The 24,410-nt window shown below is 35.5% G+C and carries 21 protein-coding genes, 3 pseudogenes and 1 riboswitch; of the genes and pseudogenes, 12 read left to right on the top strand and 12 right to left on the bottom strand.

All coding sequences use genetic code 11. The annotated features are described in order from the left end of the window. Positions 1-193: 193 nt before the first annotated feature. From WAZ07_RS13890 to WAZ07_RS13900, 3 genes are all read right to left on the bottom strand, one after another. Complete coding sequence (locus WAZ07_RS13890) at positions 194-352, bottom strand: YvrJ family protein (RefSeq protein ID WP_336472923.1); 159 nt, start codon at positions 350-352, stop codon at positions 194-196. A gap of 22 nt (positions 353-374) precedes the next feature. Next, entirely contained in the window at positions 375-1,292 is a 918-nt protein-coding gene (locus tag WAZ07_RS13895; RefSeq protein ID WP_336472924.1) for a S8 family peptidase, read from the bottom strand. An 83-nt stretch (positions 1,293-1,375) separates the two neighbouring features. Next, entirely contained in the window at positions 1,376-1,624 is a 249-nt protein-coding gene (locus WAZ07_RS13900; protein WP_336472925.1) for a glutaredoxin family protein, read from the bottom strand. Positions 1,625-1,929: 305 nt separating this feature from the next. On the opposite strand from WAZ07_RS13900, the gene WAZ07_RS13905 reads away from it, so the two are divergent. Then, positions 1,930-2,523 carry a sigma-70 family RNA polymerase sigma factor gene (locus tag WAZ07_RS13905; protein WP_336472926.1) on the top strand — a complete coding sequence of 198 codons (594 nt, stop codon included), beginning with the start codon at positions 1,930-1,932 and terminating at the stop codon, positions 2,521-2,523. A 12-nt stretch (positions 2,524-2,535) separates the two neighbouring features. Continuing rightward, positions 2,536-2,769, top strand: coding sequence for a hypothetical protein (locus WAZ07_RS13910; RefSeq protein ID WP_336472927.1), 234 nt, complete (start codon positions 2,536-2,538; stop codon positions 2,767-2,769). A gap of 66 nt (positions 2,770-2,835) precedes the next feature. Here WAZ07_RS13910 and WAZ07_RS13915 read toward each other — a convergent pair. Next, positions 2,836-3,402, bottom strand: a pseudogene (locus WAZ07_RS13915) (tyrosine-type recombinase/integrase); the annotation flags it as partial. An 87-nt stretch (positions 3,403-3,489) separates the two neighbouring features. On the opposite strand from WAZ07_RS13915, the gene WAZ07_RS13920 reads away from it, so the two are divergent. Next, complete coding sequence (locus WAZ07_RS13920; protein ID WP_336472979.1) at positions 3,490-3,546, top strand: hypothetical protein; 57 nt, start codon at positions 3,490-3,492, stop codon at positions 3,544-3,546. Positions 3,547-3,554: 8 nt separating this feature from the next. On the opposite strand, the gene WAZ07_RS13925 is transcribed toward WAZ07_RS13920, so the two are convergent. Beyond that, on the bottom strand, positions 3,555-4,661 hold the full coding sequence (locus tag WAZ07_RS13925; protein WP_336472928.1) for a M20 peptidase aminoacylase family protein: 1,107 nt from the start codon (positions 4,659-4,661) through the stop codon (positions 3,555-3,557). Between the two features lie 314 nt (positions 4,662-4,975). On the opposite strand from WAZ07_RS13925, the pseudogene WAZ07_RS13930 reads away from it, so the two are divergent. Beyond that, a pseudogene (locus WAZ07_RS13930) lies at positions 4,976-5,449 on the top strand (N-acetyltransferase); the annotation flags it as partial. Positions 5,450-5,707: 258 nt separating this feature from the next. Here WAZ07_RS13930 and WAZ07_RS13935 read toward each other — a convergent pair. Next, entirely contained in the window at positions 5,708-6,472 is a 765-nt protein-coding gene (locus WAZ07_RS13935; RefSeq protein WP_336472929.1) for an HD domain-containing protein, read from the bottom strand. Positions 6,473-6,583: 111 nt separating this feature from the next. After that, positions 6,584-7,786 carry a DUF418 domain-containing protein gene (locus WAZ07_RS13940; protein WP_336472930.1) on the bottom strand — a complete coding sequence of 401 codons (1,203 nt, stop codon included), beginning with the start codon at positions 7,784-7,786 and terminating at the stop codon, positions 6,584-6,586. A 153-nt stretch (positions 7,787-7,939) separates the two neighbouring features. Between WAZ07_RS13940 and WAZ07_RS13945 the strand changes: the two genes are divergently transcribed. Then, the gene (locus tag WAZ07_RS13945) at positions 7,940-8,647 is read left to right on the top strand and encodes a response regulator transcription factor (protein ID WP_336472931.1); all 708 of its coding nucleotides are present in this window, start codon (positions 7,940-7,942) and stop codon (positions 8,645-8,647) included. A 1-nt stretch (position 8,648) separates the two neighbouring features. Next, a complete protein-coding gene (locus WAZ07_RS13950) occupies positions 8,649-10,394 on the top strand; it encodes a sensor histidine kinase (protein ID WP_336472932.1) in 1,746 nt (581 codons plus the stop codon). 455 nt (positions 10,395-10,849) lie between these two features. Here WAZ07_RS13950 and WAZ07_RS13955 read toward each other — a convergent pair whose 3' ends face one another. The 4 genes from WAZ07_RS13955 to rlmD all read right to left on the bottom strand — a co-directional run bounded on the left by WAZ07_RS13955 (position 10,850) and on the right by rlmD (position 15,504). Further along, positions 10,850-11,557, bottom strand: coding sequence for a M48 family metallopeptidase (locus tag WAZ07_RS13955; protein WP_336472933.1), 708 nt, complete (start codon positions 11,555-11,557; stop codon positions 10,850-10,852). A gap of 247 nt (positions 11,558-11,804) precedes the next feature. Next, entirely contained in the window at positions 11,805-12,338 is a 534-nt protein-coding gene (locus tag WAZ07_RS13960) for a YehS family protein (RefSeq protein WP_336472934.1), read from the bottom strand. A gap of 598 nt (positions 12,339-12,936) precedes the next feature. Beyond that, positions 12,937-13,899, bottom strand: coding sequence for a tRNA dihydrouridine synthase (locus WAZ07_RS13965; RefSeq protein WP_336472935.1), 963 nt, complete (start codon positions 13,897-13,899; stop codon positions 12,937-12,939). A 228-nt stretch (positions 13,900-14,127) separates the two neighbouring features. Beyond that, positions 14,128-15,504: a 23S rRNA (uracil(1939)-C(5))-methyltransferase RlmD gene (rlmD, locus tag WAZ07_RS13970; protein ID WP_336472936.1), complete on the bottom strand. Its 1,377-nt coding sequence runs from the start codon at positions 15,502-15,504 to the stop codon at positions 14,128-14,130. A gap of 121 nt (positions 15,505-15,625) precedes the next feature. After that, positions 15,626-15,727, top strand: a riboswitch (purine riboswitch). Between the two features lie 179 nt (positions 15,728-15,906). Between rlmD and WAZ07_RS13975 the strand changes: the two genes are divergently transcribed. The 6 genes and pseudogenes from WAZ07_RS13975 to WAZ07_RS14000 all read left to right on the top strand — a co-directional run bounded on the left by WAZ07_RS13975 (position 15,907) and on the right by WAZ07_RS14000 (position 22,516). Then, positions 15,907-17,103 (top strand): NupC/NupG family nucleoside CNT transporter, encoded by a 1,197-nt coding sequence (locus WAZ07_RS13975; protein ID WP_336472937.1) that lies wholly within the window; start codon positions 15,907-15,909, stop codon positions 17,101-17,103. Positions 17,104-17,360: 257 nt separating this feature from the next. Next, positions 17,361-17,537 (top strand): annotated as a pseudogene (locus tag WAZ07_RS13980) (RNA polymerase sigma factor); the annotation flags it as partial. Beyond that, positions 17,537-18,448 carry a sigma factor regulator N-terminal domain-containing protein gene (locus WAZ07_RS13985; protein ID WP_336472938.1) on the top strand — a complete coding sequence of 304 codons (912 nt, stop codon included), beginning with the start codon at positions 17,537-17,539 and terminating at the stop codon, positions 18,446-18,448. The pseudogene WAZ07_RS13980 and the gene WAZ07_RS13985, both read left to right, overlap by 1 nt. A gap of 410 nt (positions 18,449-18,858) precedes the next feature. Beyond that, on the top strand, positions 18,859-19,965 hold the full coding sequence (locus WAZ07_RS13990) for a polysaccharide deacetylase family protein (protein WP_336472980.1): 1,107 nt from the start codon (positions 18,859-18,861) through the stop codon (positions 19,963-19,965). Positions 19,966-20,099: 134 nt separating this feature from the next. Continuing rightward, complete coding sequence (locus tag WAZ07_RS13995; RefSeq protein ID WP_336472939.1) at positions 20,100-21,191, top strand: polysaccharide deacetylase family protein; 1,092 nt, start codon at positions 20,100-20,102, stop codon at positions 21,189-21,191. Positions 21,192-21,286: 95 nt separating this feature from the next. Further along, the gene (locus tag WAZ07_RS14000; RefSeq protein WP_336472940.1) at positions 21,287-22,516 is read left to right on the top strand and encodes an aminopeptidase; all 1,230 of its coding nucleotides are present in this window, start codon (positions 21,287-21,289) and stop codon (positions 22,514-22,516) included. 93 nt (positions 22,517-22,609) lie between these two features. Here WAZ07_RS14000 and WAZ07_RS14005 read toward each other — a convergent pair whose 3' ends face one another. Continuing rightward, complete coding sequence (locus WAZ07_RS14005) at positions 22,610-24,019, bottom strand: NAD-dependent succinate-semialdehyde dehydrogenase (RefSeq protein WP_413788890.1); 1,410 nt, start codon at positions 24,017-24,019, stop codon at positions 22,610-22,612. Positions 24,020-24,410: the final 391 nt, after the last annotated feature.

The following is a 24,410-nucleotide window of genomic DNA, read 5'->3' on the forward strand; positions in this document are numbered from 1 at the left end:
TTTTTTAATGTCTACAACCTTATTAGTTTTGATCTTAACATTTATCACGTCATTATTTTCGAAGAAAGACTTTTTTCAAAAGGTTTCATGTATTATATCTGTACTGTTATTTATCATTTTTCTTGTGTATTTTGCTGTTTCTTTAATATTTTGGAATACACCATAAAAAGGCAACTATATTTAGTTGCCTTTTTTAATTTCTTATTCGAATGACTTCTTTTAATCGATCAATTGCTTCTGTTAATGTTTCAATTTTCTTTTCAAATCTTACTAATAAATAAATTGCTAGTGCAACTGGAAAACCAAAATTACTAATAATCATTATTAATGTTTTTATTTCTAGCATATCCATTTTCATTCTCCTTTTTGTTTAGTTATTTTAATTGGATTAATCCATAACCTTCTTGTGTATTTGGAAATCCTAGTCGTTGAGAATGAACAATTAGGTAGGATTTTACCAGATAGGGAAGTATTTCGGGTTCTTGTTTACCTATTATTTTTATTATAAGTGCTATTGCTCCTGTTACATGAGGTGCGGCCATAGATGTACCTGATAGTTGAACATAGTTGTTATTTAGATGAGTGGAAATAATATTTTCTCCTGGAGCAACAAAATCTAAATTAATATTTGTATTAGAGAATTTGGAAGGTTTTTTATCTTTTGTAATTGATCCTACTTGAATTACTTCTTTATAGAATCCAGGATATGAAATTTCATTTGTATTTTCATCTCCATCTCCTTCATTTCCAGATGCAGCTATTAGAAAAATTCCTTTTTTCTTTGCTCTTTTTATTGTTGTATAAAGCTTTTTATCAGGTAATGAACCACCTAAAGAAATGTTTATTATGGATACTTTCTCTTTATTTGGGCCTTCCCAGTTTATTGAGAACTCAATTGCTTTGATTAAATTTTCATAACTTCCTATACCATTTTTATCAATTACTTTTAAAATGAGTAATTTACTTTCTGGAGCTACACCTACAATTCCTTTTCCGTTATCACTTGCTGCAATAATTCCTGCTACGTGAGTTCCATGTCCTCGATAATCTTTGTAGATATTTGGGTTGTTATTATCATCTTTTGTGAAATTATATCCACTTATGATATTTTCTTTTAAATCTGGGTGATTTATTTCACAACCTGTATCAATAATTGCTATTACAATACCTTTTCCTTTTTCACTAATTCCCCAAACATCTATTGCTTTGATCATTTCAATACCTTCAGGTATTTTTTGTGTATTTTCATATAGAGTTTTAGTCTGTATTGGTTTTAATGTGATTTCTGTCATAGTCATTTCTCCTTCTTCTTTTTATCTGTAAAAGTGAAGTTAAAATGGAAAAAATAAAAATCGGCACATTTTTGTGCCGATTTTTATTTTATAAATGTTTTTTCTAGTTTTTCTTTATTAAAACCAACAATTTTTTGTTCTGTTTTTGTTTCAAAGTCTTTAATAATTATAAGTGGAATACCTTGTGCATTGTATGTTTGGAATTCAGTTTTAACATCATTTTGATTTACGTCTTTCATAGCATATTTAATGTGTTTTTTTTCTAGCCAATTTTTTAGCATTATACAAAAGTGACAGTTATCATTACCATATACAGTGACTGTTTTTTTCATTGTATTTCCTCCTTGTTTACATATATCCTATATACATTTTTAAAAGAGGAGAAACATCTTAAAAAATCAAAAAAATCGTTAAAAAAATTATAATTTTTGTTGATTCGGATTCTGTTTTTTAAGATATAGAAATTATTAAATGAAATACTGTTAAATTATGAATTCTTTTCTTTTCTTTCTAATGAAAAGATGGGATAATATAGAAATAGAACAGGAACATTTGTTCGTTTTTTTGTGTCTATTTTTGATTTTTATATGTTTCATTTCTCTTTTATTGTTGTAGGGAGTTATGAGGAGGGAGTTTTATGGGGAATAATCAACTTGATGTATTTTATGAGAAGTATCAAGATAAATTAAATCAGCCCATTGTTGAAAGTTTTTTGAGAGAAGATGAAAATTATGTTTTGTTTAAAAATGCAATTATAGATCCAACTGAAAAAAATAAACAAAGGTTAGATTTAGTTTTTAAACAACATTATAAAAAGGTAAAAATGATTAGTTACATTAGTAAACTTATATATTTTTATTCAATTGATTTTGATAAGAAGATTTCTCTTAATAAACAAAGACAATTATTAAATCTTGATACCCCCATTTCTACAGAAGAAAATAATATTACTTCAAAACTTGATGTTTTGGCATCTTCAAAAGAGGATTTAACTTATTTAGAATTTGAAAATATACAGGAAGATATTCAAGAGCATATTTCTAACGAAGTTTTATTTGCATCTTTAAATTTTTTATCAGACAAGCAACTGAAGATTTTAAAATTACTTTATATAATTAATTATAACAACAAGGAAGTTGCTGAATTGCTAGGTGAGTCAGAACAAACTGTTTCTTATAATCATAAAAAAGCCATTGAAAAATTAAGACAGTCTATGAATTTAAAAAGATGAGGTGTAATTAGAATGATGGTAATGCCAAATTTTAAATTTTCAAGTGACGATAATTTCGAAGAAATTTTAAATTTATTTTTACCTAAAATAAAAAAAAGTTTAAGAAATACACCACTTCAAGAAAGAGAAGATTTAGAACAAGAAATTAAACTAAAGATATATGAAAAGATAGATGTTTTTAATGGTTTTTCAGCACCTGGTTTCTTTGACTTTATAGAGGGAATTACCGGAGAATCTAAATTTTAGGTTTATTTTCATAATATAGGAACTGATGATTTTATATAGATTAAAATCATCAGTTTGGATTAAAGTATAAAATGTATCTAACACATGGTCTTTTTCTTCTTTATTAATCCCAATATATTTAAGGGTAATTTGTGGTGTACTGTGATTCAGTATATCTTGTAACATCGCCACATCTTTTGTTTGTTTATAGAACCAATAGCCGAAGGTTTTGCGCATGGTGTGGGTATCAATGGATTCTACACCAGCAAAATCTCCGGCTTTTTGCAATTGTCGATAGGTCTGGATTTTACTAATGGGTCAATCTCCTTTACGAGAAGGGAATAACCAGGTATTTTCTACTGTTTGGGCGTATTGATATACTTCGTTAAAAATAGAAGTAAGATTAACCATCCGTTCTTTCTTGGTTTTTCCTTCTTTTATTTTTAATTCTTTTCTACGTTTTCGTTTTAATTTTAAAATCATATGAGTTTCTAATTGAAGTAGATCACTTACTCGTAGACCTGTATTGATCCCAATCATGAATAAGATGTAGTCTCTTTCTGAACAGTGACGTTTAAGAGCCCATTTCATATCTTCAATTTGTTCTTTACTTCGGATGGGTTGGACATCAATGAGATGTGGTTTTTTATCCATGGGTTTCTGCATCTCTTTATTTATAGTGTTTTGAATGTATACTTTTCTTTCTGATTTAAAAGAAAATCGAAAAGCTTCAGCATATACATTTTTTTAGCATCAGGATTTATTATATTTGTTGCAATCTATACTTTCATTTTTTAAAAACAATACTATTTCAAAACTTCCAATACCGTTTGCTTCAAGATTTGTACGCCATCTAATATACAACCTCGGTCAAACGTCATATGAGGATGGTGTAACCCTGGTTTTAAATTCGCACCTAATCCTAGCATGACCGCTTTTAAATGAGGCCTTTTCACCGTATAATAATGAAAATCGTCACTTCCCGCTGTGCGAAGCGGTGCGGTGCAACCTTCTACTCCATATGTTTGCAGAATCCCCTTACGAAGGAACTGTTCCGCTTCCTCCGATACCACTGCCCCAGGTACATAATCGACCCAATCATAAGAAATCTTTACACTCATTGATTCAGCTGATTGAATAACTTTTTCTATCTTTTTCTTTAACTCTTCCAACAGTAAATTGCTTTCTGCCCTTACATCTAAAGCAAAATGAGCGTTCCCTGGAATGATATTTAAACTTTCACCGCCTGCTTGGCATCTCGTCATTTTAACGGAATAGGAATATTGCGGTGAAAGCCATATATTTTTCAATCCAATATTAATCATCGTAATGACATCGATTGCGTTCGTACCTTGGTGTGGCCGTGCACCATGAGCGTCAGTTCCAATTATATGAGCTTCTAAGAAGTCAGCCGCCCCGTGCCGGATAGATGGTGCTGCTTGCTTCAATGATAATTCCTCTACCGGTCGTAAGTGAATACCAAATAGGAAATCGACATCATCCACAACACCTTTCTCCACCATTTTCAGAGCTCCACTTCCCTTTTCTTCTGCAGGCTGGAAAATAAATCGAACTGTTCCTGTTTTCCAATCCGCCTGTTTTAACTGTAAAATGAGCCCCATCACAACCGTCATATGTGCATCATGGCCGCATGAATGATTTGCTTTAAACTCTCCATCTACTTCTTGCCATAATGCGTCCATATCACCTCGAACCGCGACAACCGGTTTCCCGCTCCCCATTTCTGCGATTACACCTGGACAATCATCAAATATTTTATATGATATTCCTTCTTCTTCAAGAAATTTAGTAATATAGGCCGTTGTATTGTATTCCTTCCAACTTATTTCAGGGTTCTCATGTAAATGTTGAAAAATCTCACTTAACCGATCCTGCAAATCTATTTTTTTCAACGTCTTGCTCTCCCTTCTAAAATCGCAACTATTCTTTTAAAACTATATTGGACGCTAAACAACCTTTTTTATTGATAACAATTCTGCTTCCCAAAAACATATTGAATATTCTTTCAAATGTCAAGAAATTCTACTTGGAGAAGAACACAAAAAGAAACAGATAATTCACAATTGTTCTCACGTTTTTTTGAAATATAATGTAAGAAAGTACCAGAAGAGAAATTAACATCACCGTTTTATTCCATCATTCCTTTATAAGGTTTTATCTCCATAATCTCACTCATGTAACTATGTAACATCAGCTATCTCAAATTCACAAACTCATTGCCTTTCGTGCGCTCTTAGTTCCGCCTCTTGATGAAGAACATTTAGGATTAGATATCGGCTTAACAGATGAGGAACTAGAACGTGTCATCTATCAAGAAGTTTCAAATGTTCATCCAACTTACCAAGGAAACGGACTTCAAAAAATATTAGCGAAAGTGATTATGGAGCAATTAAAACAGTCTGATCACAACTATGAGTATGTTTGCTGCACCGTTGCGCCGTTTAATATCCCTAGTTTAAAAGATAAATTTGCTCAAGGTATGGAAGTTGCTACGCTAAAAGAAAAATATAACGATCGGTTGCGGTATGTGTTTGTGAAAGAGTTGTCGGGTGAGAGACAAAGAGAATGGGTGAATATAGAAAGGCTTCTTATAAGTGATATTGCTGGGCAGAAAAGGTTGCTGGCGAAAGGTTATCGTGGGTATGAGATGGAGTTTTGTAGTGGGGAGTATTGGGTTTGATTTGGGAAGTAAAATAACAATAGCACATTTTCTAATATTATTTATCCGAAGAAATAAAAAGGTGAGATACTACTATCTGTAGTGTATCACCTTTTTCAATGAGACGTCCTTCTTAGAAAACATAGAGAGAGCTTGATAATTTGTTCCCTACTCTTTTAGTTGTATGCCCTCTCTATAACTTCGAACAGCTTCTTAAGTAATACTGATAAAATAATTCATCAGACCACCCCATTCGATGCTTTAGCTCAGTTAAATATGCTAATAAAATAAATGGACCATCTGAATTGAACTCAAAAGAAACTCCTCTTTCTTGCAGATCATTTCCATATTTCCACTACGATAAATCGCCTCACCAGCAATAGAAACTTCCTTCACAAATTTTAATAGACCTCTTTCATGCAATTTCGCTTTTTGTGACTCATAAATGCCATACGCACAACTGAATAATACATCGATGTCCTTCAACGTAAGTGCTTCTTTTCCAATGAATAAATTTTGTGTTTCTTTTTCGAACACCCGAATAATTGGAATGTCCCGCTTTTTTTCTTTCAAAGCATGCAAGATACTCATGTAATACCATGATTGATCACGTTTTCCACGCTTAAAACGTGACCATACTTGATCTTCTTCTCTTTCTACGTCCTCTTGAATGGACCGTAAGTTATGTAATTTATCTGCGATGATTAAAGTAATCTCTTCATTCGAACGGTGTGGAAGAGATAGGATAGTATGTTTTTTTCTTTCTTCCCATGGCAACGATTTCTCTGGCTCTGAAGCCGCCTGAACCAATTTCAACACTTCTTCGCCAAAATGCTCACACAACTCAGCCACGGTTGTATTCGTATCTTCTAAAGTATCGTGCAATAACCCTGCAGCAATCACTTCATCACGCTGCTTTGCTTTCTGTAAAATGAGTGCTACTCCAAATGGATGGATAATATATGGAATGTTAGTACCTTTGCGCATTTGGCCTTTGTGCTTAATCGCAGCAAACTGCATCGCTTTCTCAATTAATCTGCTCATGTACCTCATCTCCTTTATTTATATTCATAACATAAACACCGCTCAGAATAAAATCTTCCGAGCGGTGTTTACTTCTCCAACCACATGTTAATTTACATTTTCTTCCGATCATTAAAGCCCTTCAACTTTACTAGAAACTTCTTTTACAGTTAACACTTCCTTAACTCGGACACGCCCATCCCATGAGAAGTTTGTCCACATTCTTAACAATGTTTCTACTGGGCCTCTACTAAATCTTCTCAAGTAATAGTGGCTGGCAACCGCCTGAACGGCATAAATTACAATCGCTAAAATAACGCTCAAAATCATGCCCATCTTACCAAATTGCCCAAGACCATATCCATAAAAAATGGATGTACAAATAACCGTTTGCATTAAGTAATTCGTCAGCGACAGTTTTCCGATATTTTCAAAGACCCTTCGAAGCATCCATTTAGATGATTTTGTATAAAAATAGGCAAACAGAAAAATATACCCAAGTGACAACAAATTCTTTCCAAGCATATCACCTACACCTACCCAATCGTTTTTAGGCGCTAAGTAAGGCATCAGCTTTAAAACAAGACTGATTGGGATGAATAGAAAAATCCCTTTCACATACAACGAGCGTTCCTTTATCGGATTCGCAAACCAATTTACCTTTGCCGCATACATCCCGAATAAAAATAATGGTGCAGACATAAATGGCAAAAACAAGAAAACAAATAAGTAAAACTCATCTGGCAAATCTAACGGATCTTCATTGAGTCGATGCTCTTTAATTTCTGCATAACTTCCACTTCCATAAACCTTCTTCGTTTGTTCAATATAATGGGCCATTTTTTCTTTCTCCTTGGCCGTCTCTTCCATATGTCCATACCCCATGAATGAAGTAAGGACTAATAGAATAATTCCCCAAATCATCAATGTTTTCTTCTTGCGGTTTAAAAATAGTAATAGGAAAAAACCCATCAATCCGTAAAAGGAAAGAATATCTCCTTCCCATAAAAAATGACCGTGTAACAATCCAAGAACAAAAAGAAATAAAAAGCGTCTCACAAAATACCGTTTTACCTTTACCCCTTTTCGCTCAAGACTTTCCTTCATTTTAATCATTGAATAACCAAATAGAAACGTAAAAATAGGCATGAAACTACCTTCTATCAGAACTTTTACAGCTTTATAAACTCCTAGATTTGCCGTAGATAATGAATAAAAATTAATTTCATCCTTACCAAATATTCCGTACTGAAAAATCAACATATTAGCCAACAATATACCTAATAAACTAAATCCCCTTATACCATCAACTGTAGAAACTCGATATTTATCCATTTTTTATCCCCTTACATGTTTTTGCTACTTTTAATTTACAATTTTAACCTTTCTATTAACGAAACAAGAGATTAACATTTCATAAACCTTTTTTACTTCCGTTCAAGTTCTCGTAATGTTCGTATGCTAATATAGTTACCGAGGTGGATAAGAATGGAAAACAAAAGTATTTTGCTTGTAGACGACGAAAAAGCTATTGTAAAAATGATTGAAATGGTGTTAAGAAAAGAAGGATTCAGCCATATTTATACTGCACATACAGCTACAGATGCTTTAGCAATTCTAGAAAAAAATTCAATTGATATGATCGTGCTAGATGTTATGCTTCCTGATTATAGTGGATTTGAATTATGCCCAAAAATCCGTGCAATTTCAAATGCTTATATTTTATTCTTAACAGCTAAAGTATCGGATCTTGACGTCTTAACTGGATTTGCGATTGGCGGAGATGATTACGTCACAAAGCCATTTAACCCACTCGAGATTGCAGCGAGAATTAAAGCGCATTTTCGTAGAACTTCATCCGTAGAAATTTCACGAATCCTTAACAAGAAGAAGCAATATAACTTCGGAAGGTTTTTAATAGATGAAGACAAAGGAGAATTATTTGTGAACGGTCAGCCAGTTTCTTGCCCGACCCAAGTATATTTACTTTTATTGTATTTGTGCAAACACCCAAACAAAGTATTCTCAAAATCCGAACTTCTAGAAGCCGTTTGGGGATTTACCCATTACGTAGATGATAATACCGTATCTGTCCATGTAAGACGAATTCGAGAACGAATTGAAGAAGATCCAAGTCAACCGCAATTTTTATTAACGGTCCGTGGCCTCGGATACAAACTGGTTCAGGAGAAATAATATGAAACCATTACGAAGAAGGTTAATTTTTCACTTCTCTCTTCAATTTATTACCTTATCAATTGGGATGATTTTATTAGTTTTTGCTCTATTTTTTTTATTGATTCAACAAATTAGTAGCCAAGAATTAAGACGGAACTTTCAAGCCGGGATACTAGATTGTATTACGACCGATACGATAATCGAAAATGGCGAGGCAAAAATTGATAAGAAATGGGAAAAATTTCTTAGTGAAAGACAAATGTGGGCACAAATTGTCAATGATCAAGGACATGTGATTACATCAAGCAATGCGCCTTCCTCCCTGCCTGAACACTATTCTGTAGGCGACATTTTAGAAATAAAAGAAACGAAACATTTTAGTGAATTTACCGTTTTAACTAAAGTTGATAATACATATAAAAAAGACCATATTTTTATGGTTGGATATAAAGATACACAACAGGATGTATTGGAAGGATTTGTAAAAAATTACAGCTTACATGGTCAGATTTCCGAAACAAATAGAGCTGAATTTGAAGAACAGCTCAAAAAAACAAACGGCACACTTCATATTATTAACAAACAAGGGGATATTATCGAGAATATTGGGAAGCCAATGAATCTAAAAAAATATGATCCTTTAGATATTGTTTCAAGAGAAACCGCACCTGGTATTCATTCAACGAAGATGTCTGTTTATAATGATCCTTCTTCCGATAAGATTTGGATTTTACATACACCAAAAAAGAAAGATAAAAATCAAACACTATCTATCATGGAGGAATATCTTATTGGTTTTGGTATCGTAGGTGCCATCGTGTTGTTAATTACAATTACCCTTTCTTCTTGGAACGGTTTCCGTTATGGCAGACCGCTATTTCTTTTTACAAGTTGGTTGGAAAGAATGGAACAAGGCAATTATGATGAAGTATTAACTGAAAAAGAAAGAAAAAAAATTTACCGCAAAAACGGTAAAGTAAGAATGCGTTATCGTTTGTATAAAGAAGTTATCAATGCTTTCTACAAAATGGCGGAAAAACTAGATGCATCGGTAAAAGAACGAGCAAAGCTGGAAAAAACACGAGAAGAATGGATGACCGGTATTTCTCATGACCTTCGTACCCCCCTGTCTTCCATCCAAGGATATGGACATTTATTAGAAAGTGGGCATTATGATTGGTCAGCCGAAGAACTTGAAGAAATAGGAAAAACGATTCGCGAAAAAGGAGATTACATGCTTCACCTAATTGAAGATTTTTCACTTACGTTTCAGCTAAAAAATAATAATCTCCTTCTTTCTAAAGAAACATATCAATTGAATAATCTCCTTGAAACAATTTTTAATAGATTTTCCGATGATCGAACATTACAAGACTATCGCTTTCACTTTAAGCCTATTCATAAACAAGTAGAAATTGAGGCAGATAGAAAATGGTTCGAGCGAATGATGGACAACTTAATTTTTAATGCCATTAAACATAATCCTAGCGGAACAACTATCACCATTGGGGCCTCTGAATCTCCAAAAGGACTACAAATCTGTATTGAAGATAACGGTGTCGGCATGGATGAAGAAACGATGGGCCAGTTATTTGAACGCTATTACCGCGGAACGAACACCGATGAACAAATAGAAGGAGTCGGCCTTGGTATGAGTATCGCCAAACAAATCGCTACTCTCCATGGAGCTACATTAGAAGTACAATCTGAAATTGGAAAGGGAACAAAAGTGGATATATACTTATCAAAAGCTTCCTCGTTATAATGAGGAAGCTTTTCTTTATGTATAACGGCTTAAAAACTATTATCTCGGAGATTGACTTCCCCATTTCTTATGCTCCATTGCACATTTATTAGCTGATCTCACTATTTTCTATGTAATGGCTAGCGGCTAATGTCGAGAAACTTAGCTACTTTTGACTTATTATGCTTTTTAACAATTACTTATTTTTTGGCGCCTTCCATTAAAGATCGATATTTAATTCTTACTCATTCTATATAAAAGAAAGATGAGACACTACTAGTAGTAGCGCTCACCTTTCTTTTATTTATAACAATTTCCCCGTTTACTTCTCGCTCTTTTCAAGCCAAGCCACACACTCCACATGTCCAGATTATATGCGGCAATACAATAGGGTGTTTGTGAGTTCAGTTATAAGAAAAGAAGCAATTATAAACTAAAACTGTAGTGCAATAGTAATTGCTCCAACGATGTCACTGTTAAATAGTCATTTTCCAGCTTGATAATGCTAACCAGTTTTCCAGTTCCTTATAATCAGGCATTATTTTCCCAACAAGGCGCCAAAAGGATCGATCATGATTTAGATGGACCATATGGCACATTTCATGAACGACTACATAATCGATTACCCTCGGCGGTGCCATTGCTAGCTTCCAATTAAATGTTAACTGCAGCTTTGAATCACAGGTTCCCCAGGTACGGTTACTATCTGAAATACGGATTGAACGCGGCTTTGTTTTAAAGTTACTTTGATACGATTTTATACTCTTCTCTACTAACCCTTTGCACTGCTGATAATAAAATCGTTTCAAAGCCTGCTTTATTTTCTCATCCTCAAGCTGTTTCACATATATATGCAACTTACCTTCTTCAAACACTGCACTGTCTTGCCCAATACTTGCGTCTTGAGAAATCTGTATCGGATATGTATTCCCTAAATATAAAAAGCTCTCCCCTTGATCATAGATTTTCTCCTGTGGCCCAAGCATTCTATCCTTCATTTCCTTGCGTGTTTTCTGAATCCAATCCCACTTCTCCTCTAGCAATTGGATTACGTATTCAACAGGCGTTCCTTTAGGAGCCTGAACTTCAACATTTCCGTAAGAATCTATGTAAATACGTACGGATTTTTTCTTCTTGTAATTTATATGAAAATTAATTGTCTCACCTGAGTATGTATGTATCATTTCATCACCTAGAGTATTCGTTCGTGTTATTTTTGCATTATGCCTATGCATGATGTATTAAAAATGATTAAAAAATAAGAGTAGGATAAAAACTTCCTACTCCATCCATCGTATCGTTTCCTTTCTTAACATGAATACACATGTGCACTCACCATGCAAATACATGTAATATTAATTAGTTACAACACTTGTTGCTTCGAGATAATTTTCTTCCACATCATTTATGTGTAAAAGAATTCGCAATTCCTTATCCTCTATATTTTACAGCTAATCCCTTTAAGAAATTCCTTGCGTATCTATCACCGCACTCTTTATAATTCTTATGGCCTTCTTTTCTTAATAAAGCGCTTAATTCTCCTTTTGTTACCTTGACTCCTACTTCTTCTAATATATCAAGCACATCCTCACTCGTTAATGATAGTGCTATTTTTATTTTCTTTAGAAGAAGGTTATTGGCACTTTCATTACTTTGTAAAGGCATCGCTTGTCTATCCGGTTGCCCTGGTTTTGGATTTTGTTTTCCTCTTTTAAAAATAATAAAGCCATTCAAAAATGACTCTAACATAATATTATCGCATGTTAGTACGTAATCACTTTCAACTACATCACCATCATTGTCAGCTTCATTCTGAGGACTTTTCTTTAATTTTGTAAGCATCCCAACTACTTCTTCTTTCGTTACTTCAATGCCACCAAGTTTAAATATCTCCACCATATCTGTATCTTTTATATCCATAGAATATCTTACTCTCTTTAATATATCATTATTGCTCATACCCATTGTTAATCCTCCTAAAATGTTGATTATTTATCCAGCAGTCAAAGTGTATACTCTAACATGCTCTAAATTATCATGTTAAATAAAATCGTATCACCAAGAATCGTCCTTAAGATTGTATTCCCCAACACTTTTAAGCTAATGCCCACTAAATTAATACTTTAACACTTTAAAGACATGTTTTATAGTTTTACCCGAATTAATACTTGTGAAGGTTATACCAAAAACCCCAAGAAGACCTTGAGTCTGAAGAAAGATTAACATGATTTTTTGATTCATTCTTGTCTCTTTCATTACGCCTGTGGATTTGGTCTATATTTGTTAAACCCGGAAGTACGCTTATAAGATTCTTTCCGCCGCAACATTAAAATGCTGCCATTTGTACAGAACTGGAGATAGCAACCATAGACATTGCCTCGGTACCATGAATTCAAGTACATCTCTATAAATCATGCTTGTAGTAAAATAACCCGAAGCGTTGACTAAAAGAAAAAGCAGTGCTTTGATTTCTCAAAAACACTGCCCGTTTCCTGCCCAAAACTTATTTTACGAAAGACGACTTTCCCGCATTCAGCCTCCACAGTTCATTGTCCCCGTCCCATCAACATTCTTTTTCAAAGTTATCAAGCAATGCACGCACTTCATCTGTTGATTTCGTACTCATCAATTGATTTCTTAATTCAGCAGCTCCATGGAATCCTTTGACATAAATTTTGAAAAAGCGATGAAGCCCTGTGATTGAACGTGGCAGTACTTCCGCATATTGATCTTGAAGATCAAGCTGCAGTCTTAAAAGATCAAGGTATTCTTTACTGCTATGCTCTTTTGGCTCTTTTTCAAAAGCAAAAGGATTTTTAAAAATACCTCGCCCGATCATAACGCCATCAATACCATATTGCTGGGCAAGCTGCAGCCCAGTTTGACGATCAGGAATGTCTCCATTGATTGTTAGTAGCGTATTTGGTGCGATACGGTCACGTAATTTTTTGATTTCCGGAATTAGCTCCCAATGCGCATCTACTTGGCTCATTTCCTTTCTTGTACGTAAATGAATAGAAAGGTTCGCAATATCCTGTTTTAAAATATGCGTTAGCCACTCCTCCCACTCATTTACATCCTTATAGCCAAGTCGTGTTTTCACGCTGACAGGCAGCCCGCCCGCTTTTGCTGCTTGAATAAGTTCTGCCGCAACGTCTGGACGCAGAATAAGGCCACTACCTTTCCCTCTCGATGCCACATTCGGTACAGGGCAGCCCATATTAATATCGATGCCTTTAAATCCTAGCTCTGCCATGCCGATACTCATTTGACGGAAATATTCGGGATTATCCCCCCAAATATGTGCCACCATTGGCTGTTCATCTTCTGTAAAAATCAAACGGCCACGCACACTTTTCATACCCTCTGGATGACAATAACTATCCGAGTTTGTAAACTCTGTGAAAAATACATCCGGTCGACCGGCTTCACTTACTACGTGACGAAAAACAACATCTGTCACATCTTCCATTGGTGCAAGTACAAAAAATGGTCGTGGTAAATCACGCCAAAAATTATCTATCATTTCAAACTCAAATCCTCTCACTATGAAGCCAAATGTTCCACTTCTTTTACACTTATATTATGCTTAATAACTTATTATCAAACACAAGTACATTTGGACATTTATAATTTGTGAAAAACTATTGTGAAAATCGGCAATGTTTATTTTAACTAAAATCGGTCCTGAATGGTATTTTTATAAACAAAAAAGCAGGTGGCATAGATTTTTTCTATATCAACTGCTTTTCTATTATACCAACTTCAACCAAGCCACACACTCCACATGCGTAGTATGCGGGAACATATCCACAGGCTGAACCTCCTGCGTCTTATACCCACCTTCTTCAAGCACCTTCAAATCACGAGCAAGTGTCGCTGGGTTACATGATACATATACAACATGTTTTGGTTTCATGTCGATGATTGTGTCTAATAGTGCTTCATCGCAGCCTTTACGAGGCGGATCGACGACGATTGTGTCGGCGATGATACCTTGTTTGTACCAGTTTGGGATAACTACTTCTGCTTCTCCTACGCCAAATTCAACGTTTGTCATGTTGTTTAATTCTGCGTTTCGGTTTGCGTCTTCGATTGCTTCTGGAACGATTTCAACGCCGTATACTTTTTTTGCTTTTTGCGCTAGGAATAAGGAGATTGTTCCTATGCCGCAATATGCGTCGATGACTGTTTCGTTTCCATCTAGTTTTGCGTACTCGAGTGCTTTGTCATATAGCACTTTCGTTTGTGTTGGGTTTACTTGATAGAAAGAACGTGCTGAAATCGCAAATTTAATGTCACCGATAAAGTCATAAATATATTCTGATCCGTATAGGACTGTTGTCGCGCTGCCGAAAATGACGTTTGTCCGTTTGTTGTTTACGTTTTGGACGATCGATTTTACACTTGGGAACTTCGCTGTGATTTCGTCGATGATTGCCTGTTTGTTTTGAAGTTCTGCGGTGCGTGTAATAAAGACAAGCATAATTTCCCCTGTTACTTGTCCGTAGCGAGCCATAACGTGACGAAGTGTTCCTTTGTGGCGCTCTTCGTTGTACGCTGTTATGCCGTGCTTTTCACAAATGCGTTTTACTTCTTGAATTAATGTATCGTTTTCTTCTGCTTGGATTAAGCATGTTTCCATATTAATGATGTCATGCGTTCCTTGGCGGTAAAAGCCAGCGACAAGTCCGCCTTCACGTTCGCCAATTGGTACTTGTGCTTTATTTCGATATACCCATGGGTTTTCCATACCAAGTACAGGGTGAACGGGTACATCATGTAGTCCGCCGATGCGCTGCATCACGTCACGTACTTGTTTTTCTTTTGCTTGTAGTTGTCCTTCATATGTTAGGTGCTGAAGCTGACAACCGCCGCACTGATTGTATACTGGGCATTCTGCGTCTTTGCGATATGGACTTTCTTTATGAAGCTTCATTAAACGACCAAAAGCAAAGTTCTTTTTTACTTTAATAATTTTAATTTGCGCTTCTTCACCTGGTAATCCGTTTTTGACGAAAATAGGATAGCCCTCCACTTTCGCAACACCGGCGCCGTCATGTGTTAAATCTTCAAACACTACATCTATAAACTCGTTTTTTTCAACTGGTGGCGTCATTTTATTACTCATTTTCCGACCTCTCTTTTTTCATAACACTGCGTTACATTTTACCATACTCCCTCGCTCTTTAGCCATTGGAAGAAAAAATCTATTGACGACAATTCTTTATAAATGTTACGCTACTACTAATTGCATACGGATGGTGTTACCTCATATATACTTGATGATATGGATCGAGAGTCTCTACCCGGCAACCGGAAATTGTTGGACTATGGGGAAAACTAATGAATAGTAGCTTTTTTATTATATATATAAAGACTCATATTGATTAGCTTTCTCGCATAGAAGGAAGTCGATCTGTATGGGTCTTTTTTTATTTTTATTTTAAAGGTCAGACATCATACGTATGACTTGAAACCTTTGAGGGTAACTCCTCTATTTACTTAACAACATCTGAAAGGAGAAAATTTTGTGCACTATGTAATGAGTATTATCGGCATTCTTGCCGTATTAGGAATTTGTTTTGCTTTCTCTACCAACAGAGCAAAAGTGAATTTCCGCGCTATTATTATTATGCTTATTTTCCAAATTTTAATTGGTTGGTTTGTATTTGGAACAAAGATTGGTCAGCAAATTATTGTTTTTATCGGTCAAGTCTTCAATAAATTAATTAAACTTGGTACGACAGGTGTAGACTTTTTATTTAACGGCATTCATAAAGATTTTGTCTTTTTCTTTAATGTATTATTAATTATTGTCTTTTTCTCTGCACTACTTTCTATTTTTAGTTATCTTGGCATTTTACCTTTTATCGTTCGCGTTGCTGGCGGTGCGATTTCAAAAATTACAGGTTTGCCGCGTGTGGAATCGTTCCACGCTGTAAACTCAGTCTTCTTTGGATCAAGTGAAGCATTACTTGTTATTAAAAATGACCTGCAGCATTTTAATGCAAACCGTATGTTTATCATTTGCTGCTCGGCAATGAGCTCTGTATCAGCTTCTGTCACAGCATCTTATGTGATGATGTTAGATACAAAATACGTATTAGTAGCCTTGCCGCTAAACTTATTCTCCAGTCTTATCGTTTGTTCATTATTAACACCAGTTGATACGGCACAAGAGGATGAAAAGCTCCAAAAGTTCGATAAAAATATGTTTGGTAACAGCTTAATCGATGCAATGATTAACGGTGCATTAGACGGTTTAAAAGTAGCCGGAATTGTTGCGGCATTAATGATTGCTTTTATCGGTGTAATGGAAGTTGTAAACTTCGTAATCTCTTCCGCTTCAGGTGCAATTGGTCATAAAATTACATTACAACAAATTTTCGGTTACATTCTTTCACCATTTGCTTTCTTAATGGGAATTCCAGCACATGATGTTATTTCTGCTGGCGGTATTATGGGAACGAAGATTGCATTAAACGAATTCGTTGCGATTTTAGATTTAAAGAAAATCATGACAACATTATCCCCTCGCACAGTTGGGATTGTAACAGTATTCTTAATTAGCTTTGCAAGCATTAGCCAGATTGGCGCAATCGTTGGTACAATTCGTGCTCTATCTGAAAAACAAGGGAGCGTTGTATCACGCTTTGGATGGAAACTCCTTTGTGCTTCAACATTAGCTTCTATTTTATCTGCGACAATCGCAGGATTATTCATTTAACTAGCAGATAGCTTCCTATTTTAAAAATAGGAAGCTATTTTTTATTTTCTTCACAAAACCTATATATAGTTTCATTCTTTCAACATACAACTCACCACTATGCAAAACACACCATGACAGCTACTTGCTTTCTCCTTTTTGTTTTAAACGTTGCACGTGGCAGAAAAAGTCCCTGACCGTTTCTATGCACGGCCAGATGCTCTCGTCCTCTCCTAAAAAGAAAGAGGGTTTTTATGTCGATTTTTCAATATAATTGATTCATTTTATTAAAAGATGTCAAAAAAGAATATAAAGAGGCTTTCTTTTTAAAGTATTACTATGATTTTTCATATGAAGAAATTGCGACTATTTTGGACATTAAAGTAAGCAGTGTAAAACAAAAATTATATCGTGCACGTAAATTTATTCAGTCAAAAATAGGAGGAAAACATTAATGGACACTTCGTTAAAAGATGCTTTAAAAAAAGCTAAACGAAAACAATTACTAAAAATCGTCATTACTTCTATTATCGTTGTACCTATTCTATTACTAATCTTTTATAAAGCTGGCAATTACTTTGCGGCAAAAAGTTCTACAAGACTTCACGAACAACTCTTTTTACATAATGAAATTGCCGAACCTAATATCAAAATCAACTCTCAAGTTACGAGTAACTCCTCCATGTTTGGTGGTAACATTGTGACGAATCGCTCTAAAAATATTAATGGTTATTTAGTACAATGGAGCACACTTACAAGTTCGTATGATTGGCTTCGCGTTAATATCGATCACAATGAGTTAATACCAGGATTTTATTGGTCCGATACAGAGTTCTATGAGTATGATAAACAAACAAAGAAGAAAGTTGCGACATTTTATCATCCATCTATTAAAAAGTACTATGATGGTGTACAAAATGAACTAGGTGAAATTTCACAAATGGAAAATCACGTTGCGGAAGTTGCAATTTCTTTCGATCAGCCTTATACATTACAAGAAATTCAAGCAAAGATTCCCGATAACTTAAACATCGCATGGTTATATATGACATCACCAATTGCAGATGAAAGTAAGGGACCTGCTGGTGTGCCTGTTTATGGATTCGATCCATCTGATTCACCGAAAAAGGCATACAATAGCTTTATTGATGCACTTAAAAAATATGATACAGATGGTAGTGACGAAACAATCCAGAAGTTTTTAAAATCAAATAAAAATAAACAGTTTGATGAGGTGAAAATTTTAGGGGTAATGCTGACTGGTCAAACCAAAAATTTTAAGGCCTTAGAAAATCAAGATTTTATTCGTGGTGCTTCTGTAGGGGCTACTGCACAAATCGTCCCTTATATTAAGCCGAAGAAATAATAAGCAAGAGACCAGATGAACATTTGGTCTCTTTTATTTGTTAATCTGTCCTTTTGTTATAACAGACAAACAAAAAATACAGTATGAACATCCCATTTCATACCGTTTTTTTAACATACAAGTTGCTGCCATACAAACTACACCGTGACCGCTACTCGCTTTCTCCTTTTTGTTTTAAATGTCGCATGTGGCAGAAAAAAGCACTGACCGTTTCTATACACAGCCTAATGCTCTCGTCTCCCTAAAAAAGGATGTTTTTTATATCGTTTTTTCTGATACATATACATCTTCCTGATAAGTTATAAAAATCCAGCATCTTTGTCGTAATTATCCAAAAAAGGATATTCCCCTCTCCATTCGAGAATGATATGATTAACAAGGATATAATACACAATAGAAGGATGGATATGATGAAGAAATACGCACTATTGGCTTTACTTTCTTCTACTATTCTCGTAGGCTGCAACGCTAGCGTAACTAGTGATAAACAGAAAAAAGAAGCAGCTACCGAGAAGAAAAAAGTTGAAGCGAAAACAGTCGACGTTCCCTTAGCACAAGGGAATATAACATGGGAGCCTTTTGCACCTGATGCAAAAAATACCGTGCTCTATATGAACAATTTAAAAGATGCGTTTAAAGAAGTACAATACCACGTTTGGCGCACTGCTGATGGCCCTGAAAGCAAACAAACATTTTCATCACATGAAAAAGAACGTAACTTTGCTTTCCCATTCCACTTAAAAGCTTTCAATTTGAAACGCGGGGAATATCAAATTGAAACAACAGGATTAAAAGAAGATGGCACACAAGTACCTCTTGCTAAATCTACAATTACATTCCAACAATCTGTACCAATTCTAATGTATCATGCAATTGAAAAATACTCAGGACCCGGTGACGGTGAATTAGGTTTGTATGTACCACCAGAACAGTTCGAATTACATATGAAATATTTAAAAGATAATGGGTATACAATGCTGACTTTTGAACGTTGGGGTGATATAAATCGTGTTAATAAACCTATCTTTATAACGTTAGACGACGGCCGAAAAAATAATATGAATGCCCTTAAAATTTTACAAGGTTTAAAAGATGACAAATTTCACCCAGCAGCAACAGAGTTTATCGTTGCCAATGATATTGATGCACCAAATCGTCTTTCAAAAGATGAAATTAAACAGATGGTCGATTCTGGTATTTTCTCTATCCAATCGCATACATCTACTCATGCAATGATGGCTTTTTCAAACAATTACGATGAAGAATTACGGGTTTCAAAGGAGAAAATTCAAAGTCTTACTGGTCAGAAAATCATTGCTCTTGCGTATCCAGTAGGTTCTTATAACGATCAAGCTGTTGCAGAAACAAAAAAATATTACGAATTTGCAGTAACAACAGATCATGGCAATCATCTGACCAAAGGTTTACCGAACGAGCAATATTTAATTAAACGCCATTTTGTTGGACCTAAAACAACAATGGGTGAATTTACGGCATTGGTAAGAGAGCGCAATTAATAATATAAATACAAATTCCTGCCGCATAACAGCGACTGCTATGTGGAAAAATGAAAATGAATTTATATATTGTAAGGCTGTTTTTATGAATAAAGCAGCCTCTTCTTATACTTTGATTAAAGGATGCTTATACTATGAAAAAATATATTTCTACTATACTACTCTCTACTCTGTTCATCGCTGGTTGTAGTAATTCGACGCAAACAGAACCGAAAAAAGAAGCAGCAGCTTCCAAGCAGCAAACCGCTAAGAAAACAGAGGCGAAAGTGCAGCCTCAAGGGGCTATTTCATCGAATCCAATTACACACGAATCAACAAATACTGTTATCTATACAAAAGATGTAAAAGATCCCCTTACAGAGGTGCAATATAAAATTTGGCGCACTGCTGACGGAAAAGAAAGTGTAAAAACATTTTCTTCTAAAGAAAAAGCAAATCATTTTTCTTTACCGTTCGATCTGAAAGAATTTGAAGGAAAGCGCGGAGAATATCAAATTGAAGCAAATGGTGTAAAAGAAGATGGAAAAATAGTTCCACTTACAAAAGGAGCAATTGTCTTTCAGCAGCATGTACCGATTCTAATGTACCATGCGATTGATGATTATAAAGCAGGCGACGGTATTAAAGACCTTTTCGTCTCCCCTGCCAACTTTGAAGCGCAAATGAAGTATTTAAAAGATAATGGCTATACACTTTTAACCTTTGAACGTTGGAACGACATTAACAAAGTGAACAAACCAATTTTCGTTACATTTGATGATGGTATGAAAAATAATCTAAACGCTTTTCATATTTTACAAAAGCTTAAAGATGACAAATTCAGACCAACTGCAACAGAATATATGATTATCAATTCCATCGATACAGATGGTTCTCTATCTACAGCTGATATAAAAGAAATGGTGAATTCCGGAATCTTCTCTGTTCAATCTCATACAGCAACACATGCGGATTTACCAAAAATCACAAACTATGAAGAAGAGCTAAAAGGTTCAAAGGAGAAACTCGAAAAAATTACTGGAAAACCCGTTATTGCTATTGCTTATCCATTCGGCCATGTAAATGATCAAGTTGTTGCAGAAACGAAAAAATACTATCAATTTGCGACAACAACGAAACCTGGACAATTTATTACAAAAGGTGAACAAGATGAGTTATTACGTATGAAACGTGTCCGTATTCATAACAACACGACTGTAGAACAGTTTGCGTTAGCAATTAAATAAGAAAATAGAACCCGATTACAATTGGGTTCTATTTATAATTTCAGAATTTTCCTGTATTATGTATATAATAAATATTGAAACAAAGGAGAATACATATGTCATTTGAACAAACATTAGAAAAGTATGCTGCACTAGCCGTAAATGTCGGAGTAAATATTCAACCGGGACAAACATTAAGTATTGGCGCACCAATTGAAGCTGCCCCGTTCGTTCGTCTTGTTACAAAAAAAGCTTATGAATCTGGAGCAAAACATGTATACGTTGACTTTGTAGATGAGCAATTATCACGCTTAAAATTTGATTTAGCACCAGAAGAAGCGTTTGCTGAATTCCCTGCTTGGAAAGCACGTGCACGTGAGGAACTAGCAAAAGAAGGCGCAGCATTTATGTCTATTTACGCAGAAAATCCAGATTTATTAAAAGGTGTGGATCCAAAGCGTATTGCGAGTGCAAACCGAGCAGCTGGGGAAGCGATGAAAACAGTTCGCGAATATATGCAAGCTGACAAAGTAAGCTGGTGTGTGATTTCTGTTCCAACAGTAGAATGGGCAGCAAAAGTATTCCCAGATGTCCCGAAAGAAGAACAAGTCGCAAAATTATGGGATGCTATTTTCCAGGCTACTCGTGCGAACTTAGAAAACCCTGTTGAAGCATGGAACGAACATAACGATAACTTACATACGAAAGTACACTACTTAAACGATAAACACTATAAAGCATTATCCTATAAAGGACCAGGCACAGATTTAACAATCGAACTTCCTGAAAAACATTTATGGGTTGGCGCTGGCAGCGTTAACGAAAAGAATGTACCATTCATGGCAAACATTCCAACTGAAGAAGTATTTACAATGCCATTAAAAACAGGTGTAAACGGCTATGTAGCAAGTAAAAAGCCATTAGTTTATGCCGGAAATGTGATTGATAACTTCACACTTACATTTGAAAACGGACGCATTGTAGACTACAAAGCTGAAGTTGGCGAAGAAACATTAAAACACTTAGTTGAAGCAGATGAAGGTTCTCACTTCTTAGGAGAAGTTGCATTAGTACCTCACGATTCACCTATTTCTAATACAAATATTTTGTTCTACAATACATTATTTGATGAAAATGCATCTTGCCATTTAGCAATCGGTAATGCTTATGCTTTCAACTTAGACGGCGGTAAAACAATGTCAAAAGAAGAACTTGCAGAAAACGGTGCAAACTCTAGTATTACACACGTAGACTTTATGATTGGCTCCGGCGAACTAGATATTGATGGTATTACAGCAGATGGTACTCATGAACCAATCTTCCGTAAAGGGAATTGGGCGTTTTAATAGAGTGAAACTTCCATCAGTAGGGGCTTATCGCCCATTAATGCAGGATAAGAATAAAAAATCGCATCAACGGTTTCGTTGATGCGATTTTTTTTATAGTCCTAATGAAATATATTTAATTTCTAAATACTCTTCAATTCCAAAGTGACCACCTTCACGGCCGATACCACTTTCTTTAAATCCACCAAATGGCGCTTGTGCAACCGATGGAAGACCGTCATTTAAACCAATAATTCCATATTCCAATGCTTCACTAATTTGAAACGCTTGGCTAATATTTGTTGTAAAGACATATGCTGCTAAGCCATACGGTGTGTTATTCGCACGCTCAATTACTTCTTCAGCTGTTTTAAATTTGGCAACAGGTGCAACCGGCCCAAATGTTTCTTCTGTCATACATAACATCTCATCATTCGCTTCACCGATTACAGTTGGCTGAACAAAGTGACCATTTAATTCTTCAATCTTTTGTCCTCCGTTCAGTACCTTTCCACCCTTTTGAATTGCATCTTCTATATGTTCTTGCACTTTTTCAATAGCTGACCCATCAATAAGCGGTCCGACAGTTGTACCTTCTGCAAAACCGTCACCTACCTTTAATTCTTCTACAGCTTTTTGGAACTTCTCTATGAATTTTTCATATACATCTTCTTGAACAAATACTCGATTCGTACAAATGCAAGTTTGACCAGCATTACGGAATTTCGAACCGATTACTGCTTCTGCAGCTTTATCTAAATCCGCATCATTCATCACAATAAACGGTGCATGGCCACCTAATTCTAGAGAAACTTTTTTCACTGTTTCTGCAGCACTGCGCATTAACTCTTTACCAATTTCCGTTGATCCCGTAAAGGATACCTTTCTCACACGTCCATCATTCATCCATGTATCAGCAATTGCTTTCGCACTGCCTGTTACAATATTTAAAACACCTTTTGGAATGTCGGCTTCATGCGCTAGCTCAGCTAGTTTTAATGCTGTTAATGGCGTCTGGCTTGCTGGTTTCACAACTGCCGTACAACCAGCTGCTAATGCAGGTGCTACTTTTCTTGTAATCATAGCTGCCGGGAAGTTCCACGGCGTAATTGCTGCTATGACACCAACAGGTTGTTTCGATACAAGGATTCGCTTATTAGGGTGAGAAGCAGGAATCATTTCGCCATATACACGCTTTCCTTCTTCCGCATACCACTCTACAAAACTATTTGCATAGTTTACTTCACCAAGTGCTTCCGGGAACGGTTTTCCTTGTTCCTTTGTCATAATAGCTGCGATTTCTTCTTTCTGCTCATCAATTAATGTGAACCACTTTTTCAATTTGTTCGCACGCTCTGCTGCTGTTAACTTCGACCAAGCCTTAAATGCTTCATGTGCAGCATCAACTGCTTGCTTCGCCTCTGTTACCCCGCCTTTTGGAACAGTAGCAAACACTTCTTGTGTAGCAGGATTGTTAATTTCAATTTGCTCATGCAAATGAATCCACTCTCCATTTATGTACATCGCTTTCTTCTCTAACATTGCTTTTTTATCCAATTTGTTCGTCCTCCTTTATCTTTACTATGATATACCTTTTTATGTAACCTAAAAAATAAGATGCTCGCGGCTACGCAGAACACTACATGACCCGCACTCGCTTTCTCCTTTTGTTTTACCTGGCATGTGGCAGAAACAAGCCCTGACCGCTTCTACGCATGGTCCATCCAAAAAAGAAAGGTTTTTATGGCGAACTTTTCAACATATAAATCGCTGCCATGCAGAACACGACATGACTCGTACTCGCTTTCTCCCTTTGTTTTAAACCTTGCATGTGGCAGAAAAGGGCACTGACCGCTACCATACATGGCCAGACGCTCTTGCTCCCCCAAAAAAAGAAAGGGTTTTCAAGAGGTAG

This window comes from Bacillus bruguierae (assembly GCF_037104725.1).
Lineage (GTDB): Bacteria > Bacillota > Bacilli > Bacillales > Bacillaceae_G > Bacillus_A > Bacillus_A bruguierae.

What these genes read in the sequence shown, in the direction of transcription:
- WAZ07_RS13950 (WP_336472932.1), top strand. Translation starts at nt 8,649, where the DNA reads ATGAAACCATTACGAAGAAGGTTAATTTTTCACTTCTCTCTTCAATTT.
- WAZ07_RS13955 (WP_336472933.1), bottom strand. Translation starts at nt 11,557, where the DNA reads ATGATACATACATACTCAGGTGAGACAATTAATTTTCATATAAATTAC.
- WAZ07_RS13895 (WP_336472924.1), bottom strand. Translation starts at nt 1,292, where the DNA reads ATGACAGAAATCACATTAAAACCAATACAGACTAAAACTCTATATGAA.
- WAZ07_RS14000 (WP_336472940.1), top strand. Translation starts at nt 21,287, where the DNA reads ATGTCATTTGAACAAACATTAGAAAAGTATGCTGCACTAGCCGTAAAT.
- WAZ07_RS13965 (WP_336472935.1), bottom strand. Translation starts at nt 13,899, where the DNA reads ATGATAGATAATTTTTGGCGTGATTTACCACGACCATTTTTTGTACTT.
- WAZ07_RS13985 (WP_336472938.1), top strand. Translation starts at nt 17,537, where the DNA reads ATGGACACTTCGTTAAAAGATGCTTTAAAAAAAGCTAAACGAAAACAA.
- rlmD (WP_336472936.1), bottom strand. Translation starts at nt 15,504, where the DNA reads ATGAGTAATAAAATGACGCCACCAGTTGAAAAAAACGAGTTTATAGAT.
- WAZ07_RS13995 (WP_336472939.1), top strand. Translation starts at nt 20,100, where the DNA reads ATGAAAAAATATATTTCTACTATACTACTCTCTACTCTGTTCATCGCT.
- WAZ07_RS13935 (WP_336472929.1), bottom strand. Translation starts at nt 6,472, where the DNA reads ATGAGCAGATTAATTGAGAAAGCGATGCAGTTTGCTGCGATTAAGCAC.
- WAZ07_RS13900 (WP_336472925.1), bottom strand. Translation starts at nt 1,624, where the DNA reads ATGAAAAAAACAGTCACTGTATATGGTAATGATAACTGTCACTTTTGT.
- WAZ07_RS13990 (WP_336472980.1), top strand. Translation starts at nt 18,859, where the DNA reads ATGAAGAAATACGCACTATTGGCTTTACTTTCTTCTACTATTCTCGTA.
- WAZ07_RS13910 (WP_336472927.1), top strand. Translation starts at nt 2,536, where the DNA reads ATGATGGTAATGCCAAATTTTAAATTTTCAAGTGACGATAATTTCGAA.
- WAZ07_RS13890 (WP_336472923.1), bottom strand. Translation starts at nt 352, where the DNA reads ATGGATATGCTAGAAATAAAAACATTAATAATGATTATTAGTAATTTT.
- WAZ07_RS13960 (WP_336472934.1), bottom strand. Translation starts at nt 12,338, where the DNA reads ATGGGTATGAGCAATAATGATATATTAAAGAGAGTAAGATATTCTATG.
- WAZ07_RS13945 (WP_336472931.1), top strand. Translation starts at nt 7,940, where the DNA reads ATGGAAAACAAAAGTATTTTGCTTGTAGACGACGAAAAAGCTATTGTA.
- WAZ07_RS13940 (WP_336472930.1), bottom strand. Translation starts at nt 7,786, where the DNA reads ATGGATAAATATCGAGTTTCTACAGTTGATGGTATAAGGGGATTTAGT.
- WAZ07_RS14005 (WP_413788890.1), bottom strand. Translation starts at nt 24,019, where the DNA reads ATGTACATAAATGGAGAGTGGATTCATTTGCATGAGCAAATTGAAATT.
- WAZ07_RS13905 (WP_336472926.1), top strand. Translation starts at nt 1,930, where the DNA reads ATGGGGAATAATCAACTTGATGTATTTTATGAGAAGTATCAAGATAAA.